13 protein-coding genes are annotated in these 17,909 nt (G+C 69.7%); 8 read left to right on the top strand and 5 right to left on the bottom strand.

All coding sequences use genetic code 11. The features are described 5' to 3' along the window. The first annotated feature begins 99 nt into the window (after positions 1 to 99). Positions 100 to 1,011, top strand: a complete 912-nt coding sequence (gene cysD, locus AB0M73_RS35040; protein WP_363900096.1) for a sulfate adenylyltransferase subunit CysD — start codon at positions 100 to 102, stop codon at positions 1,009 to 1,011. Next, on the top strand, positions 1,011 to 2,816 hold the full coding sequence (cysC, locus tag AB0M73_RS35035) for an adenylyl-sulfate kinase (RefSeq protein ID WP_363900094.1): 1,806 nt from the start codon (positions 1,011 to 1,013) through the stop codon (positions 2,814 to 2,816). The genes cysD and cysC overlap by 1 nt, the downstream gene beginning before the upstream one ends. Positions 2,817 to 2,952: 136 nt before the next feature. Here the strand turns inward: cysC and AB0M73_RS35030 are convergent, their stop codons facing one another. Further along, positions 2,953 to 3,951, bottom strand: a complete 999-nt coding sequence (locus AB0M73_RS35030; protein WP_363900091.1) for a 4,5-dihydroxyphthalate decarboxylase — start codon at positions 3,949 to 3,951, stop codon at positions 2,953 to 2,955. 105 nt (positions 3,952 to 4,056) lie between these two features. Here AB0M73_RS35030 and AB0M73_RS35025 point away from each other — a divergent pair, with 105 nt between their 5' ends. The 4 genes from AB0M73_RS35025 to AB0M73_RS35010 all read left to right on the top strand — a co-directional run bounded on the left by AB0M73_RS35025 (position 4,057) and on the right by AB0M73_RS35010 (position 10,527). Beyond that, the gene (locus AB0M73_RS35025; protein WP_363900089.1) at positions 4,057 to 4,911 is read left to right on the top strand and encodes a LysR family transcriptional regulator; all 855 of its coding nucleotides are present in this window, start codon (positions 4,057 to 4,059) and stop codon (positions 4,909 to 4,911) included. A 153-nt stretch (positions 4,912 to 5,064) separates the two neighbouring features. Next, positions 5,065 to 7,176, top strand: coding sequence for a DUF5127 domain-containing protein (locus AB0M73_RS35020; RefSeq protein ID WP_363900086.1), 2,112 nt, complete (start codon positions 5,065 to 5,067; stop codon positions 7,174 to 7,176). Between the two features lie 22 nt (positions 7,177 to 7,198). After that, positions 7,199 to 9,703, top strand: coding sequence for an RICIN domain-containing protein (locus AB0M73_RS35015; protein ID WP_363900084.1), 2,505 nt, complete (start codon positions 7,199 to 7,201; stop codon positions 9,701 to 9,703). 35 nt (positions 9,704 to 9,738) lie between these two features. Next, positions 9,739 to 10,527, top strand: a complete 789-nt coding sequence (locus tag AB0M73_RS35010) for a methyltransferase domain-containing protein (RefSeq protein WP_363900081.1) — start codon at positions 9,739 to 9,741, stop codon at positions 10,525 to 10,527. A 48-nt stretch (positions 10,528 to 10,575) separates the two neighbouring features. Here the strand turns inward: AB0M73_RS35010 and AB0M73_RS35005 are convergent, their stop codons facing one another. Further along, positions 10,576 to 11,571: a sigma-70 family RNA polymerase sigma factor gene (locus AB0M73_RS35005; RefSeq protein WP_363900078.1), complete on the bottom strand. Its 996-nt coding sequence runs from the start codon at positions 11,569 to 11,571 to the stop codon at positions 10,576 to 10,578. Positions 11,572 to 11,725: 154 nt separating this feature from the next. Here AB0M73_RS35005 and AB0M73_RS35000 point away from each other — a divergent pair, with 154 nt between their 5' ends. Then, entirely contained in the window at positions 11,726 to 12,319 is a 594-nt protein-coding gene (locus AB0M73_RS35000; RefSeq protein WP_363900076.1) for a dihydrofolate reductase family protein, read from the top strand. A gap of 88 nt (positions 12,320 to 12,407) precedes the next feature. Then, on the top strand, positions 12,408 to 13,358 hold the full coding sequence (locus tag AB0M73_RS34995) for a hypothetical protein (protein WP_363900073.1): 951 nt from the start codon (positions 12,408 to 12,410) through the stop codon (positions 13,356 to 13,358). An 87-nt stretch (positions 13,359 to 13,445) separates the two neighbouring features. Here the strand turns inward: AB0M73_RS34995 and AB0M73_RS34990 are convergent, their stop codons facing one another. From AB0M73_RS34990 to AB0M73_RS34980, 3 genes are all read right to left on the bottom strand, one after another. Continuing rightward, entirely contained in the window at positions 13,446 to 13,880 is a 435-nt protein-coding gene (locus tag AB0M73_RS34990) for a low affinity iron permease family protein (protein ID WP_363900070.1), read from the bottom strand. 344 nt (positions 13,881 to 14,224) lie between these two features. After that, a complete protein-coding gene (locus AB0M73_RS34985) occupies positions 14,225 to 15,361 on the bottom strand; it encodes a CHAP domain-containing protein (protein WP_363900067.1) in 1,137 nt (378 codons plus the stop codon). 99 nt (positions 15,362 to 15,460) lie between these two features. After that, entirely contained in the window at positions 15,461 to 17,701 is a 2,241-nt protein-coding gene (locus AB0M73_RS34980; protein ID WP_363900064.1) for a tetratricopeptide repeat protein, read from the bottom strand. Positions 17,702 to 17,909: the final 208 nt, after the last annotated feature.

Raw genomic sequence — 17,909 nt, 5'->3', positions numbered from 1 at the left:
CCTCCTCTGGCGGAAGTGGCGCCGTCCAGGTTGCGCCCTCGGTTGACCAAGAACAAGAACCTGTTCTAATTTCCTTCCGACGTGAAGGGTGGTTCCGCCATGACCACTGCGTACGAGCTGTCCCCGCCGCGGGCGCTGGAAGCCGAGTCGGTGCACGTCCTGCGTGAGGTGGCGGCCACCTTCGAGCGGCCGGCGCTGCTGTTCTCCGGCGGCAAGGACTCGGTGGTGCTGCTGCACCTGGCGGCCAAGGCGTTCTGGCCGGCGCCGGTGCCGTTCCCGGTGCTGCACGTGGACACCGGCCACAACTTCGACGAAGTGCTGGCGTTTCGGGACCGCGCGGTCGCCCGCTTCGGTGTGCGGCTCGTGGTCGCCACCGTCCAGGACGACATCGATGCGGGCCGGGCCGTCGAGGAGACCGGCCCGCGAGCCAGCCGGAACCGGTTGCAGACCACCACATTGCTGCGCGGCATCGCCGAGAACGGCTTCGACGCGGCGTTCGGCGGCGCGCGCCGCGACGAGGAGAAGGCGCGGGCCAAGGAGCGGGTGTTCAGCTTCCGCGACGAGTACGGCCAGTGGGATCCCCGCAACCAGCGGCCCGAGCTGTGGAACCTCTACAACGGCGCGCACCGGAAAGGCGAGCACATCCGCGTCTTCCCGCTGTCCAACTGGACCGAGCTGGACATCTGGCGCTACATCGCCGCCGAGCGCATCGACCTGCCGTCGCTCTACTACGCGCATCGGCGCCGGGTTCTACATCGGGACGGGATGTTGTTGGCCCACACCAGGTTCATCACGCTGCTCGACGGCGACGAGCCGTTCGAGGCATCGGTGCGCTTCCGCACCGTCGGCGACGCCACCTGCACCGGCTGCGTGGAATCCACCGCCACCACGGCGGAAGCCGTGATCACCGAGGTGGCGGCCAGCCGGACCACCGAGCGCGGCGCGACCCGCGCCGACGACCGGATATCCGAGGCGGGCATGGAGGATCGCAAGAAGGAGGGCTACTTCTGATGCTACGGCTGGCCACCGCGGGCAGTGTCGACGACGGGAAGTCCACCCTGATCGGCCGGCTGCTGCACGACTCGAAAGCGATCTTCGCCGATCAGCTCGCCGCGGTGGAGCGCACCAGCCGCGCCCGCGGCGAGGCCGAACCGAACCTGGCCCTGCTCACCGACGGGCTGCGGGCCGAACGCGAGCAGGGCATCACCATCGACGTCGCCTACCGCTATCTCGTCACGCCCAAGCGTAAGATCATCATCGCCGACACGCCCGGACACGTGCAGTACACGCGGAACATGGTCACCGGCGCGTCCACCGCGGACTTGGCGCTGATCCTGGTCGACGCGCGCAAGGGCATCGTCGAGCAGTCCCGGCGGCACGCGTTCATCGCCAGCCTGCTTGGCGTCTCCCATCTGGTGCTGTGCGTGAACAAGATGGACCTCGTCGACTGGTCGGCCGAGCGGTTCGCGGAGATCCGCGAGGAATTCCGCCGGTTCGCCATGAAGCTGACCGTGGCCGACCTCGCGTTCGTGCCCGTTTCCGCGCTGCACGGCGACAACGTCGTGCAGCGCAGCGCGAACATGCCCTGGTATGAGGGAACCTCGCTGCTGCACCACCTGGAGGAGGTGCACGTCGCCTCGGACCGCAACCTCATCGACGCGAGGCTCCCGGTCCAGTATGTGATCCGCGCGCAGGGCTTCCGGGGTTACGCCGGCACCGTGGCCGGTGGCGTGCTCAAGCCGGGCGACGAGGTCGTGGTACTGCCAGCCGGCTTCCCCTCGCGGATAAGGGAAATCTGGGGTCCGGGTGGTGAACCGGTCGACGAGGCGTTCCCGCCGCAGGCGGTCACCGTGCGACTCGACGACGAGCTGGACGTGGCGCGCGGCGACCTGATCTGCCGTCCACACAACCGACCACACGTCAGCCAGGACATCGACGCCATGGTCTGTTGGCTCACCGAACGGTCCACGCTGACGCCGGGCGCCCGCTACACGATGCGGCACACCACGCGCTCGGTCCGGGCCCAAGTACAGGAATTGCCCTACCGCATCGACGTCAACACCCTGCACCGCGACGAGGCCGCGGATTCGTTGTCGCTCAACGAGATCGGCCGGGTTCGGCTCCGCACGCAGACACCGCTGCTGTTCGACTCCTATCGCCGCAACCGGTCGACCGGCAGCTTCATCCTGGTCGACGACGCCACCAACAACACGGTCGCCGCCGGCATGATCACCGAGCCCAGCGCGTCCGTGGTCTGGCACCCCACCGCGGTCGGCCGATCCGACCGGGCGACGCGGGGTCTGACGGTGTGGCTCACCGGCCTCTCGGCCTCCGGCAAGTCCACCATCGCCGCCGAACTGGAACGCCGCCTGGTGCTCGCCGGCCGTCCGGCCTATCGGCTCGACGGCGACAACCTCCGGCACGGCCTTAACGCCGGGCTGGGGTTCAGCGCTGCGGATCGGGCCGAGAACGTGCGGCGCGTCGGCGAGGTGGCCCAGCTGTTCGCCGACGCCGGGCTGGTCGCGGTGGTGTCCCTGATCAGCCCGTACCGCGCCGACCGCGACCTGGTGCGAGCCCGGCACGTGGCCGCCGGGCTCGCCTTCGTCGAGGTGTTCGTGGACACGCCCGTCGACGTCTGCGAGGCCCGCGATCCCAAGGGCATGTACGCGCGGGCCAGGGCCGGCGAGATCACCGGCTTCACCGGGGTCGACGATCCCTACGAGGTTCCCGTCGAGCCCGCACTCGTGCTCCGTCCCCAGGACGGCGACCCGGCCGCGATGGCGGCCAAGGTGCTTGCCCTGCTCGACCACGCGTGACGGTCGTCGACCTGCCGCGCCGGTGCCTGCGTCATGAGGCGCGTTCGGTACTTGCGGTGCACGACGGCCGGGAGGCGAGGCTGTCGCCCCGCCGATCCTGGGTGCAGTCACCGTCCTTCCCGGCCGTCGTCGGAGGTCACGTGTCCAGCAATTCCGGCGCGAAGATCTCCTCGACCTTCCACGGCCGCGAGGACAGGCCCTGCTCGTAGTGGTAGCGCAGGTACGCTTCGAGCGTGACACGGTTGGCCGAGATGCCGTAGGGCCACCAGTCCTCGGCGAACTCCTCGTCGTTGCGCTCGATCAGCGCGTTCATCCACGGGACCATGGTCTGGACCTGGTACAGCCTGCGGTTGCGGCGATAGCGGTCGGCGGCCGCGTCCTTGGCCGCGGCGAAGACGCGGTAGACGTCGCGGGCGAGACCAGGGCGCTCCCGCAGGAGGTCTCGCCGAGCGACGATGGTGTGCATGATCGGAAAGATGCCGGTGCGCCGGTGGTAGTCGCGTTCCAGCGGTTCGAAGTCCGGGAACAGCCGGGCGACGTTCGGGGATCCGTCGAGCACGCACTGCGGAACGTTGGCGGAGAACAAGGCGTCGATCTCGCCGACATCGAGCATGTCGCTCAGCGCTCTTCCCTCGGGCGCGTCGGACACGTCGACATTGTCCGGGCGCGGGTGGGCAATGAAGTCGAACGGCGCGGACGGATGATCGAGGCCGCCGATCAGCCAGCGGTTCAGTTCGGGCCGGAACCCGTGGTCGTCCATCAGGATGCCCTTGGACCACACGCCCGAGTCCTGGCCGTAGGTGCCGAACTCGCCGATGGTCCGGCCCACGAGATCGCCTGGTCCGGTGATCCCCGAACGGGTGTTGACGAAGACGCACGAGTGCCGGAACACCCGGTTCGGGAAGATCGGCAGTGCCACGAGCGATCGGTCCGACTCCAGCAGCCGGAGGTAGAACGTCAGGCCCAGCTCGGCGACGTCGAACTCGTTCCCGCGGATCAGTCGTTCGAAGATCTCCGGCAGCGTGGCGGCGGTTTCCAGCACGCGGTCGAGGCCGTCGGCGGGCACGGTCCCGTCGAACAACGGCTGTGTCGTGTCGTACCGGAAGCACCCGATCTTGAGCGTGCGGTCGGTCATGGGCTCTGCTCCTCTCCGCATTCTGCTTCCGATCCTTCGCCCGTGGCCGCCCGCACGTCCAAGTCCATTTCCGACAACCCGATACCGCACGGGTATCGTGTTCGGGTGGATGTGCGCGTGCTCCGGTACTTCGTCGCCGTGGCCGAGGAGCGTCACGTCGGCCGGGCGGCGAGCCGCCTGCACATGACCCAGCCGCCGCTGAGCCGGGCGATCCGGCAACTCGAGGACGAACTCGGCGTCCCGCTGTTCGAACGCACCCCGAAGGGCGTCACCCTCACCGCTGCCGGCACGGTGCTGCACGGCGAAGCCGTCGCGTTGCTGCGGCAGGCCGACCGGATTCCCGGACTGGTCATCGCCGCGTCGGGAACAGCGAACCTGACGATCGGGACGCTCGCGGACACGGCCGAGCACGCCGCCGGACGGTTGGTCCCCCTTTTCCGTGACCGCCATCCGCACGTGAACGTCAGCATCCACGAAGCCGATCTCGGCGACCCGACGGCCGGACTGCGCGCCGGGATCGTCGACGTGGCGCTGACCCGAACCCCCTTCGACAGCACCGGGATCAGGACACACGTGCTGCGCTCGGTGCCGGTCGGGGTAGTGGTGCGGGACAGCGATCCGCTCGCCGACCACGTCACAGTCTCGGCGGCCGACCTGGTCGGCCGCCGGTGGGTCCGACTGCCGGACGACGCCGACCCGGCGTGGACCGCCTACTGGACCGGCGGACCGCACGACGCCGCCGCGCCGGTCATGCGCACCATCCAGGAATGCCTGCAGGCAGTCGTATGGAACGGGATCTCAGCGCTGGCCCCCGTCGACCAACCACTGCCGGCCGGGCTGGTCGTCGTCGCGCTGGCCGACCGGCCGCCGAGCGAGATCGTCGTGGCCTGGCCGCGGACCAGCCGGAACCCGGTGGTCCGCGGTCTTGTCCAGGCAGCCGAAACCAGCTACCGGATGTGAACCGTGCGCGCCGGCGATCCGACGGAGCATCATCGACCGACCGGACCTGTTCACTGTCCTGAACCGGACAGACCGATTTACAACGTTGTGCCAACGATGTAAGACCGAGGAGCCACGCAGTGTCCCTATCCCTGTGACCACTGGGAGACGACCGTGCCCTCTGACCGTGACCACCTCGAAGCAGCACCGGCGTCGCTCGGACGCCGTGACCTGTTTCGGTTCTCCGGCGCCGCCGGTCTGACGCTCGCCGCGTCTTCCCTGCTGGCAACGAACGCATCGGCCGCCGAGGAGTCGGCCCCGAACTCCCCCGCACCGTCGGGCTTCCACCCGGTGCGACCGCCGGCCACGCCGCTCGCGGTCCGCTCGCCGTACCTGAGCACCTGGCTGGCCGGTGACTACCTGGCCGGCGAATGGGCCGGTTTCTGGACCGGCCGCACGACCGCGATGGCCGGCATCGCCCGGATCGACGGCGTGGCCCACGTGTTCATCGGCGCGCCGGCGCTGCCCGACGCCGCGCCGCGCGGCATGATCCAGACCGACGTGACCGTCACGCCCACGAAGTCCCGGTTCACACTCAACGGCGGCGGCGTCGAGCTCACGGTCACGTTCCTGTCCCCCATCGAGCCCGGCGACCTGCGTCGGCAGTCCATGCCGCTGTCCTACGTCTCGATGCAGGCCCGCAGCGTCGACGGCAGGGCGCACCAGGTCTCCCTGTACGTCGACATCAGCGCCGAATGGACCAACGGTGACTCCAACGCCTCCGTGGGGTGGGATTCGACGTCGGCCGACGGAGTCCGTTCGCTGTCGTTCACCCCGGCGAACCCGGGTGTGCTGGCGGAGCACGACGACATGGCGTCCTGGGGCACGGTCACCTGGAGCACCGCGGAGCGGCCCGGTCTGACCTGGCAGATCGGCGAGGACGTTGCCGTGCGGCAGAAGGCCCGGCTCGACGACACCGTGGATGCCGCCCAGCCACGCCGGATCAGTGATCGGTGGCCGGTGGCCGGGTTCACCCTCGACCTGGGAGCCGTCCGCGGTCCGACCGACCCGTTCGTCGTCTCCGTCGGGCACATCCGCACCCCGGCGGTGAGTTACCTGGGCACGCCGTTGAATCCATTGTGGACCATGTACTGGCCGGACTGGCGCCGCATGGTCGCGGATTTCCACGCGGACAAGCAGGCCTTCGGCCGCTCGGACCGCCTCGACGACAAGGTCACCTCCGAGGCCCGTCGGGCCGGCGGCGCCAAGTACGCGGCGCTGTGCGCGCTGGCGTTGCGTCAGGCCTACGCCGGCACCGAACTGGTGGTCCGCGACGGCCGGCCGTGGGCGTTTCTCAAGGAGATCTCCAGCGACGGCAACGTCTCCACCATCGACGTGCTGTACCCGGCGATGCCCGTGTTCGCCTACCTCGACCCGCAGTACCTGAGCCTGCTGCTGGAACCGGTGCTGGACTACGCCGAGACCGGCGGCTGGCCGAAGAACTTCGCCGAGCACGACCTGGGCTCCAGCTACCCCAACGCCGGCGGCCACAACGACGGCAACGAGGAGGACATGCCGGTCGAGGAGTCCGCGAACATGCTGATCATGTTCGCCGCGGCCAAGAAGACCGGCCACTACGCGATCCTCAAGCAGTGGGCCGACTACCTCGTCGACAACGCCCTGGACCCCGGCTACCAGAACCAGACCGACGACTTCACCGGCTTCATCGCGCACAGCGTCAACCTGGCGTTGAAGGGCATCGTCGCCATCGGCGCGATGTCGCAGATCGCCACGGCGGCCGGCAACACCGCCGACGCCGCGCACTACCTGAACGTGGCCAAGGACTACATTGCCCAGTGGCGGGCCAAGGCGACCGACGCCACCGGACAGCTCAAACTCGCCTACGACCGGCCGGGCACCTGGAGCCTGAAGTACAACGGTTTCGCCGACACGCTGCTCGGCCTCGACCTGATCCCGGCCGCGGTGACGGCAGAGGAAGGGACGTGGTATCTCCAGCACCGCAACCAGTTCGGCACGCCGCTGGACCTTCGGCACTCCTACACCAAGGCCGACTGGGCACTGTGGACTGCGGCCTGGCAGCACGACCACCCCGCGGTTCGTGACGCGTTCGTCAACGACGTGTACGACTTCGTGACGACCAGCGCCAGCCGAGTGCCGTTCACCGACCTCTACGACACGATCTCCGGCCGTCAGTCCGGTTTCCAGGCGCGCCCGGTGGTCGGCGGCATGTTCGCGCTGCTCGCCCTGCGTGCCGGAAAGCACTGACATGGGGCGGGCAGGGTGGGCCATGGCCGCCGCCGTGGTGCTGCTCGCCGTCGCCGCGCCGGCCGCCCCCGCCGTCGGCGGTTCGGCCGCGGCGACCACTTTCCTCGACCACACCGCATTACTCGGTTCGGTTGAGGATCCCGGTTGGTACGAAGCCAACATCCCGTTCCTGGAGGTGCCGGACAAGCAGATCCAGGACGTCTACTACTACCGCTGGCAGACCTACAGGGAACATCTGGTCTACACCGGACCGGAATACGGCTGGCTGTCCAACGAGTTCCTGCAGCCGGTCAGCTACGGCGCCCCCTACGGCGGCGTCGTGGCGGCGGCCGGGCACCAGATCACCGAGGGCCGCTGGCTGCGCGACCAGCAGTACACCAAGGACGACATCGACTACTGGCTCAACGGCCCGGGCCAGTTCGCCAAGCCCCGCACCGACGGCGTCAACCCCGACACCGGGGACTGGGCGCACGAGTACAGCTTCTGGGCTGCGAGCGCGGTGTGGCAGCAGTATCTCGCGGCCGGTGACGCCGGCTTCACCACCGCCGAGCGGCAGGCGTTGATCCGCCAGTACGACGGGTGGGCCGATCACTTCGACAGCGGACTTGGTCTGTATTGGCAGGTGCCGGTCTGGGATGCCACCGAGTACTCGCCGTCCTCGTACGAGTCCAGCAATCCGTACCACGGCGGCGCCGGCTTCCGGCCGACCATCAACGCCTATCAGTACGGCGACGCCATGGCCATCGCCCAGATCGCCGGGCTGACCGGCGACACCGCGACGGCAGCCGACTTCGCCCACCGCGCCTCGGCCCTACAGGCGGCGATGCAGACCCACCTGTGGGATCCCAGCCGCCAGTTCTTCTACGACATGCCCCGGGACGACAACCCCTCCCACGCGCTGCTGGACACGCGCGAGGAGATGGGCTTCGTGCCGTGGATGTTCGACATGCCGGCAGCATCGGACTCCTCGGCGTTCGCGCAGTTGAAGGACCCCAACGGCTTCGCCGCCGCGTACGGGCCGACGACCACCGAGCGGCGCAGTCGGTGGTTCATGCACGAGGCTGCCCAGTGCTGCCGTTGGGACGGGCCGTCCTGGCCGTACGAGACCTCGCAGACGCTGACCGGAGTGGCCAACCTGCTGGACGACTACCCCGCACAGTCGGTCATCACCGCCAGCGACTACGTGTCGATGTTGCACACCTACGCGGCCACCCAGTATCGCAACGGACAGCCGTACGTGGCCGAGGCGCACGACCCGGACCAGCCCACGTGGATCTACGACTCGTACGACCACAGCGAGGACTACAACCACTCCACCTTCAACGACAACGTCATCTCCGGCCTGATCGGTCTGCGCGGCCAGGCCGGGAACACCTTGACGATCAAGCCCCTCGCCCCGTCCGGTTGGGACTATTTCGCGCTGGAGAACACCCCCTACCACGGCCACAACGTCACTGTGCTGTGGGACCGCACCGGTTCTCGGTATCACCAGGGCGCGGGCATGCACGTGTATGTCGACGGCCGCCAGGTAGCGTCCTCGCCGACGCCGAGGGCGGTGACCGTGCCCGTCGGGCCGGCCATCACCCAGCCGGCCTCCGGTCTCGTCGACATCGCCGCCAACGGCCAGCGTTTCGCGAGCGGTCCGCAGCCGTTCGCGTCCTACACCTCCCCGTACGACAACGTCTGGAACGCGATCGACGGCATCGTCTACCGCACCGGCATCCCCGAGAACAGCCGCTGGACGAGCTACGCCTCCCCCAACGCCAGCGACTACTACGGCGTCGATTTCCAACGCACAGTGTCGGTGAGCGACGTCCGCCTCACCTTCTACGACGACGGTGGCGGCGTGCGTTCGCCGGTGTCGTACGACCTTCAGTACGACACCGGCAGCGGCTGGGCCAGCGTGCCCGGCCAGGTCCGGCAGTCCGACGAGGTCACCTTCCCCGCGCTGAGCACCGACCGGTTGCGGGTCGTCGCCCCCAACCGTGGCGGCGGCATCGGCTGGGGCCTGCAGGAGTTCGAGGTGTGGAGTCCGCCGGTGTTCCACATTCAGAACGTCAACAGCGGTTTGCTGCTCGGCGTCGACCAGATGTCCACCCAGGACGGCGCCCAGGTGGTCCAGTTCCACGACAACGGCACCGCCGATCACCTGTGGCGCCTGACGCCGGCCGGCGGCGGTCAGTACAAGATCCAGAACGTCAACAGCGGCCTGCTGCTGGGCGTGTCGAACATGTCCACACAGGACAGCGCACCCGCGGTTCAGTTCCACGACAACGGCACGACCGACCACCTGTGGAGTCTGATCGACACCGGCGGCGGCCAGTTCCAGCTCCGCAACCTCAACAGCGGCCTGCTGCTGGGCGTGGCAAACATGTCCACACAGGACAGCGCGCCCGCGGTCCAGTTCCACGACAACGGCACGACCGACCATCTCTGGCGGCTGGAGCCGGCCGATCGGCCAGGCTTCAGTCAGATCGCCGCCGCGCCCAGCAATCGCACTGGACTGAGCCTCCCGCCGACGAACTGAATGAGCCTGAGCGGGGCCGCTCGTATGCTGTCGCCGTGAACCGTTACCTGCTCGACAACCGCCGCCCGGAAGCGGGCGAAAGGTTCGAAGCGCTGGCCGAACTGTTCGACCCCTGGACGTTTCGCCACCTCGACGACGTGGGGCTCGCCGAAGGATGGCGGTGTTGGGAGGTCGGCGCCGGCGGCGTCTCGGTACCGGGCGGTCTGGCGGAGCGGGTGGGGCCCGGCGGCCGGGTGCTGGCCACCGACATCGACGTCTCGTGGACCGAGCCGGCAGCAGGCGGTGCGCTGGAAGTGCGGCGGCATGACGTGACGGGCGACCCGCCGCCGGCGGAGACGTTCGACCTGGTCCACGCCCGACTGGTGCTGGTCCACCTCAAGGACCGCGCGGCCGCGCTGCGGGTCATGGTCGATGCGCTCCGGCCTGGCGGGTGGCTGGTGATCGAGGATGCGGACCCCGCACTGCAGCCGCTCGCCTGTCCGGACGAACGCGGTCCCGCCGAGGAGTTGGCGAACCGCCTGCGCACCCGAATCCGCACGCTGATGGTCGAGCGCGGCGCGGACCTCGCGTACGGTCGCACGCTGCCCAGGCTGCTGCGTGAGGCGGACCTGGAGGATGTCCGCGCGGAGGCCTACTTCCCGATCGGATCACCCGCCTGCGCCACCCTCGAAGCGGCCACGATCCAGCACGTTCGCGACCACCTGCTGGCCGCTGGACTGGCAACCGTCGAGGAGATCGAGACACACCTCGCGAACCTCGCCCGTGGCGATCTCCACCTCATGCTCGCACCGATGATCACCGCATGGGGCCGCAAGCCGACATAACTCCCCGAGGACCGTTGTCCGTGATGCGCACGCTCGGCGGCGACAGGGTCAGGTGTCTCGGCTCGGGAGTGAGCGGGGCAGGCCGAACCGGGGAAGCATGGTGCTGTCGAATGCGGTCATGGCGCTGATGCGGTCGCCGGCGAGCGTGAGCACGTAGAGGCTGGTGCCATGGCTGATGCCGTTGGGGGCGCGCAGGTACGCGCCGAACGCAGGTTGGCCGTTGGCTCGGGTCGGCACGAGGTCGAACCTGCGGCCGGCGCGGAAGACGCTGGCGCAGAAGCGGGCGGCGGGCTCTCGGCCCTCGTACTCCAGCGGTATCGGCGGCATCGAGATGAACACGTCGTCGGTCAGCAGCTCCACCAGGGCGTCGAGATCGGCGGACTCCCACGCGCGGACGAACTTCGCCACCACCGTGCCCTCGGCGGCTGAGCCAGGTGTGGGCGGCTGGTGATCGCCGGCCGGGCGGCGGGGCAGGGTGACCCGGGCCCGCTTGAGGGCGCTGGTGACCGAGTCGACCGTCGAGTCCAGCATCGCGGCCACCTCGGCCGCGGGGAATCCGAGCACGTCACGCAGCACGAGCACGGCAACCTGGCGCGGCGGCAGCGCCTGCAACGCGGTGACGAACGCCAGCGAGATCGTCTCGGTCTGCTCGTAGCGGGCCTCCGGCCCGAGCGGTGTGTCGAGCAGGGGGTCGGGACACGGCTGCAGCCAGACGACCTCGCCGAGCCGGGTCGGCTCGGGCGGTTCGACGTCGGGCACGTTCCATTCCCTGGCCAGGCGTCGACTTGTCGAGCGACGCGCGTTGAGACACCGGTTGGTGGCGATCCGGTACAGCCAGGTGCGGATCGAGGCGCGTTCCTCGAAGCCGCCGAGACCCTGCCAGGCGGCCAGCAGCGTGTCCTGCAGGATGTCCTCGGCTTCCTGCATCGAGCCGAGCATCCGGTAGCAGTGCACCTGCAACTCCTTACGGTACGGCTGGATCAGTGCCGCGAACGCCTCGCCGTCCCCGGCTCGCGCCCTTGACATCAGGTTGTCGGTCACCACGCTCGTGTCACCCTCTCCCGCCGCACACGGCACTTCCTTCGGATATGGACACCGGTCGACCAGGGAACTGGGCGGCCGGCGAGCGCCCAGTCTCACCGACCTGGCGGTGTCTATCTCGTCGAGGAGTCCGACCGCGGAGCAGAGGAGCACCGACATGGGAACGATCGTCGCCTTCGAGAACATCTCGCTCGACGGAGTCACCCAGGACCCGACCGCCGAGGAGGGGGTCAGCCGCGACGACTGGCGTGCCGCGCTCGGTCCGGCCGACCGCGAGGCGTGGTACAAGATGATCGCGGACGACGCGCTGGGCGCGCAGGCCGTGCTGCTGGGGCGTCGCAGCTACGAGTATTTCGCCGCGCGGTATCCACCGCGCACCGGCACGTTGGCGGACCGGTTGAACAGCCTGCCCAAGTTCGTCGTCTCGACCGTGCTCGCCGATCCCGACTGGATCAACTCGACGGTGCTCGCCGGTGATGTCGTGGACTCGGTCGCGGCGCTCAAGCGCACCGTGTCCGGTGAGATCCGCGTCTACGCCAGTACCCGGCTCATGCACACGCTGGTCGAGCACGACCTTGTCGATGAGCTGCGGCTGGTGGTGTTTCCGCTGGTGATGGGTGTGGGCGAGCGCCTGTTCGGCCGGACCAGCAATCACCAGCAGATGCGGCTGGTCGACGTGCGCACCGTCGGCGACAGCCTCACCCACCTCACCTACCAGCGCGTCCGAGCCTCCGAGCGCCCGGCCGAGTGAGCGACCATCCGGTGGGATGCGTCGGCGGGCGCGTGCCCGCCGGGTGGTCGAACGCACCCTCTCGGGCCCACCTGACAGGAGAACGACTTTGTCCCCGATCACCATCAGATCGTCGTGGAGACACCGCGCGGTCGCCACGATCGCCACCGTCCTGGCCGTGCTCGTCGCCGCGGCGGGTCCGGCCGCCGCGTCCTCGGGGGTGCGGGTTGTCGCGTCCTTCGACGCCGGCAGCGGACAGAACCCCGAGAACCTGATTGTCGGCCCCGACGGCACCGTCTACGTCACCTGGCTGTATGCGCACGCCGTCGTGGCCGTCCACGGCGACGGCAGCCGGGCGGTCGTGACGCTGCCCGCCGGGCAGGCGACCGGCGTGGCGATAGACCCACTGCGACCGGACCGACTCGCGGTGGGGTTGTCCTCCGCCGATCCGGCCGTCGCCGGGATCTGGACCGTGCCGCTGAGCGCCTTCGCCGGCACGGGCACACCCACGCGGCGCATCGCCTTGTCCACACAGGCGTTTCCGAACGGCGTCGTCTTCGCCACCGACGGCGCCCTCTACGTCGCCGACTCGTTCGGCGGCGTGATCCTTCGAGTCGCGCCCGGCACGGACACCGCGACACCATGGTTGTCCTCGCCCATGCTCGCCCCCACCGGCGAGACGTACCACGGCGTGGAGATACCCGGCGTCAACGGCCTCAAGCTGCGCGGCGGAGTCCTCTACGCCGCGAACAGCTCCCGTGGCGTGCTGCTGCGCATCCCGATCGGCCAGCACGCCGCCGGGCTTCCGGTCGTCGTCCGGTCCGGCCTGGGCATCGACGACTTCGTCATCGACGACTGCGGCGTGGTCACGGCCGCGCTGAACTTCGCCAACCAGGTGGTCCGGTTCGCCGGCGATGGGCCGATCACGATTCTCGCGGACAAGGACCATGGCGACATCCAGAACCCGACCGCCGTGGCGTTCGCCCCGCACGACGCGGTGTACGTGACCAGCGCCGCCTACTTCGGTACCCGGCCGGCTCTGCAACTCGTCAGCCGGTAGAACGCTCCCAGCGGTGGCCCGCCACGGGCACGCTGGTGCCGGGATGCGCCGGTCGTGCCCACAGGCGGCCGGCGCAGCGGCAGCGGCTCAGGATCCTTCGCGGTCTTCCAGGCCGACCGCGGCACGCAGTTCTTGGGAGTCGCGGCGCAGGTCGGCGTTGTCCTGGCCGGCGACGTGGCCCATGAGGGTGGCCAGGCCCTCGGCGATCGCGTTGAGCTTGTGCTGCACCGCGTCGTCGGCGCGTTTCTGGGTGTTCTGCAACAGCGCCACGAGCAGGAACGTCACGATCGTGGTGATGGTGTTGATGATCAGCTGCCAGGTGTCGATGCTGCCGAACAGGAAGAACGACGGCGCCCAGACCACGACCAACACCACGCAGAACGCGAAGAACCAGGCGCGGGAGGCGAAGTGGTCGGCGTGGGTGGCGAACTTGTCGAAGGCCGAGAGCCGTCCGGTGATGTCGGTGGGCATGGTGGCCGGGTCGTGCAGGCTGGGTTTGTCCTGGCGGTTCGTGCTGGTCATCGGGGCCTCCCGGTCCGGAGCTGGCTGGCCCCGCGAATACCCCCGATCAGGCGAACCGAAACGATCTTGCCGGACGCGCGGCAGCCGCGCGGCACGGCCGTCGACCTGGACAAGCGCCCCACCGACAAGGTCAACCGCAAAGCAGGGCCTTGATGGCACGGCGTTCGTCCATGGCCCGATAGCCCTCGGCGACCTGCTCCAGCGGCAAGGTGAGGTCGAAGACAAGGCCCGGCTTGATTCGGCCGACAGCACCCGCTCGACGAGGTCGGGCAGGAGGCCGCCCGCGCCCGCACGACAAGCAGATCTCGCGCCGCCCCTCGATGACGCGAGATCCCGCCGATCGGTCAGTGGAACTGATGGATGTGCACGAAGTTCGACGGCCAGGAGAACGTCAGGTTCCCCACCACGGTCGCGCTCTTCGTGCTGAACGTGTTCACCGAGTACTCGCCGTTCCCGGTCAGGTTGAAGTTCTCGACCACGATCGATCCGTCGGAGTCGACCTTGTCGACGTAGGCCACATGGCCGAAGCCGGCCATGCCGCCGGAGTTGGCGTTCCACTGCGCCACCGCGCCGGGCGTCGGCGTCTGGTCCACCCAGAAACCGGAGTTGTAGCGCGTCGCGTTGTTCGCCCAGTCCTTGGCGTCCGGCCCCATGCCCGGGTTGCCGCCGTTGATGTCCACCGAGTACGTGCGGTAGTCGGTCGGCGTGCCGCCGGGGCCGCCGATCTGCGTGTACTGCCGGCCGCCGGAGTTCTCGTAGATCTTCCACGCGACGAACGAGTCGCACTCGCGGGCGTACTGGAAGCCGCCCCGGGTCGGCGCGTCGACGAAGTCGCTCGGCGGGTTCTTCGTCGGGTCGAAGGCCGCGTAGCGCCAGGGATAGTCGTCGCCGGTGACCAGGTTCTGCGGGCCGGGACCCTCAGCCCAGTGCTCGCCGTCCTTGGCCACGGTCTGGTCGGCCTGCAGCACGCCCTGCAGGTCGCCGGGATAGTTGCTGCCCTGGTCGGCGGACACGTAGTAGCTGCCGCCGCTGGAGTCGTTCGCTTTGAGCGTGAACACGGGGTAGTTGCCGCTGGTGCCGATCTGCACCTGGTAGAACGTCTCCCACGGGCCGACGGTGGTCTGGCCGGGCCGGGCGTGCAGGGTGCCCCGGTCGCGGCCGGCCCAGGAGAACTCGGCGGTGACATAGGCCTGCGCGACGTCCGACCAGAGCGCGACGGCGCCGGCGGGCATACCGGACAGGTGGCGGATCTGATAACCCTCGTACGGGCCGGGGATCGTGGAGCGGGCGCGAAGCACGTTCTTGGCGTGTCGGCCCTGGCTGTCGGTCCAGCCTGCCTCCGTGGAGACGTAGTTCCAGCCGCTGACCGTCCGCAGGTACATGTGGTGCTGTTCAGCGCCGGCCGCGTCGGCCGGCGCGAGAGCGATCATCGCGGCGCCCAGCGTGACGACCGCGGCAAGCAGTGGTAGCCGGATACGCATCGAACCTCCTTGTGCCGGAACGGGTTCGATCCGAGGAAAGCAGGGCCAGCCGGGTGGTCGACACGGTCCGGACCGACCCCGGACCACTTCCGGACCGGCTCAGGCGGAGGCGTCCGACAGCATGGCGAGCGCCCGCAGGGCGGCGGCCTGGTAGCTGTTGTCCCCCAGATCCGCGAACGCCTCGACGGCGACAGCGAGTTCTCGCCTGGCATCCTCGCGCCGGCCGACGGCGGTGAACACCCGGCCGAGGCCGAGCCGCGCACAGGCGACGCCCCAGTGGTCGTCGTGTGCCCGGAACGACTCCATCGCGGCCCGGTACAGCAGCGCGGCCTCGTCCAGTTCGCCGCGGTCCAGCCGCACGTCGGCGTGCCCGCAGTAGGTCATCGCCTGCGAGCGGGTCGCGTCCAGCTCGCCGAACTCCCGAGCAGCCTGCTCGAAGGCCGCCGAGGCCTGGTCCAGCCTTCCCAGTGCCCGCAGCGCCTCACCGAGGTGCCGCCGCGTAGTGGCCAGCGACCAGCGCTCGCCCACCTGTTCGTTGAGCCGGATCGCGTCGGCGAACAGCGACGCCGCACTCTCGTGCTGGCCGATATCGCCGAGCGCGCAGCCCAGCCGGTCGAGGGCGCCGGCTTCCTCGTCGGCACGCTCGATCCGACGGGCCAGCCGGACCGCGGCCCGGCCGTGTTCGATCGCCGCCTCGGCGTCGCCGACCGAACGCAGTGCGATGCACAGTCTGTTCAGCGCGATCACCTGCCGGAGGCCGTCGCCGACGGTCGCGGCCACCTCCAGGACGGACTTGTTCACGTCCTGCCACTCGTCCCAGTGGCACCGCAGGTCCCAGTACCACGGCAGGGCCACCAGCAGCGGGAACACCAGCTCGGTCAGGCCCAGCTCACAGGCCCGCCGCACGCCGGCCGTGACGCAGCGATAGTCGGCGTCCAGCCAGCGAACCGCCTGCGCGCGGTCGGCGAACCGGGATTCCGGCCGGGGCACGGCGTAGCCGGACGGGTCCAGCGTCGCGCCCGCGTCGAATGCGGTGCCGAGCAGGTCGCCGAGCACGGCCCGTTCGACCGATTGCCGGTCGCCCGCCGCCTCCTCTCGGTTGAGTCGTGTCTCGGCGAACAACCTGAGCAGGTCGTGCATTCGGTACCGACGGGCGCGATCGGACGCCTGCATCATGCCGCGCTGGGTCAGCTCCGCGAGGGCCGTGTCCACGTCACCGTCGGGAAGCGCTTTAACGGCGGTCCGCGCACTGAAGTCCGGACCTGGCAGCAGCGGCGCCCGGCGAAACAGCGTCCGCGCCGGCTCGGACAGGGCTTGATAGCTCAGCTCGAACACCGTGCTCACGGCGCGGTCGCCGACCCTCAGCCGATCCAGCCGGGTCGTCCGGTCCGCCAACTCGTCGGCCCAATCCCGCAGCTGCCCACGTGGCCAGGCCGCGACGCCGGCTGCCGCGAGCCGGGTGGCGAGCGGCAGATGCCCGCAGTGGGCGACGATCTGCCTGCTCTCGTGCAGCTCGGCCGCGACCCGATCCGCCCCGGCGACCCGCCGGAACAGCTCCAGCGCGGCATCCGGCGCGAACACGCCGAGCCGGACGTGCCGCACGCCGTCCAGCGCGGCCAACGGGCCACGCGAGGTGATCAACACCAGCGCCCCGCTGTGCCCCGGCAGCGCTGGTCGCACCTGAGCCTCGTCGGCGGCGTCGTCCAACACGATCAGCACCCGCCGCGTGGCCAGCACGGAGCGCAACAACGCCGCGCGGCCGTCCAGGTCCGTGGGCAGCCGGTTGTCCGGAACGCCCAGCGGGACAAGGAGTTTCGCCAGCACCTGGGCCGGCGGCAGCGGCGCGGGACCGGCGCCGTGCAGTGCGACGAACAACTGGCCGTCCGGGTAGTCGGCCCGAACGCGATGCGCGAGGTGCAGCACGAAGCTCGACTTGCCGACGCCCGGTTCGCCGGACACGGTGACGACCGCCGGCTCCTTCCGGATCCACCCCAGCACCCGGGACAACTCCGCCGCCCGGTCGACGAAGTCCGCGAGATCCGCCGGCAGCTGCGCGACCGGCTCGGACGGCGACGGCACGGCCACGACGCCTTGGGCCCGCGCCTCGTGCACGGCGTCCCACAGCCGGGTCAGCTCCGCGGCGTCATCCGGATAAACGTTGCAGTACAAGGCGAGCAGGCCGGCAGGGGGCAACCGGCGTCCGTGCTCGAAGTCGACCAGCGCGCTGTGGCCGGTGGCGCCGAGCCGGCGGGCCATGCCGCGCAGGGAGAGACCGCGCCGGAGCCGCAGTCGCCGCAGGCATGCGCCGAGAGCACATAACGCGGCCTGATCCGCCGCCACGCCTTCCTCCCCAGGTTCACCCACCGTAGTCGACGGTACCCAGCAACCCCCGGGCGCGCACTCCCCTCAGTGGCCGAGTCCCCGGACATCGGGCCGGTCCAGCCTTCGCCTTGGGCGGGTAGAGTCCACCGTGAGCGTGTGGACCGGACGCTGTTCACCAACCCGGTGCCAGCTCGAACAGGGGCGTCGACGGGATCGCCTCAGCGGC

The sequence above is a fragment of the Kutzneria sp. NPDC051319 genome, from assembly GCF_040682195.1.
Classification (GTDB): Bacteria; Actinomycetota; Actinomycetes; order Mycobacteriales; family Pseudonocardiaceae; genus Kutzneria.
The sequence above is the reverse complement of the archived record's forward strand: the minus strand, read 5'-3'. Positions and strand labels throughout refer to the sequence as shown.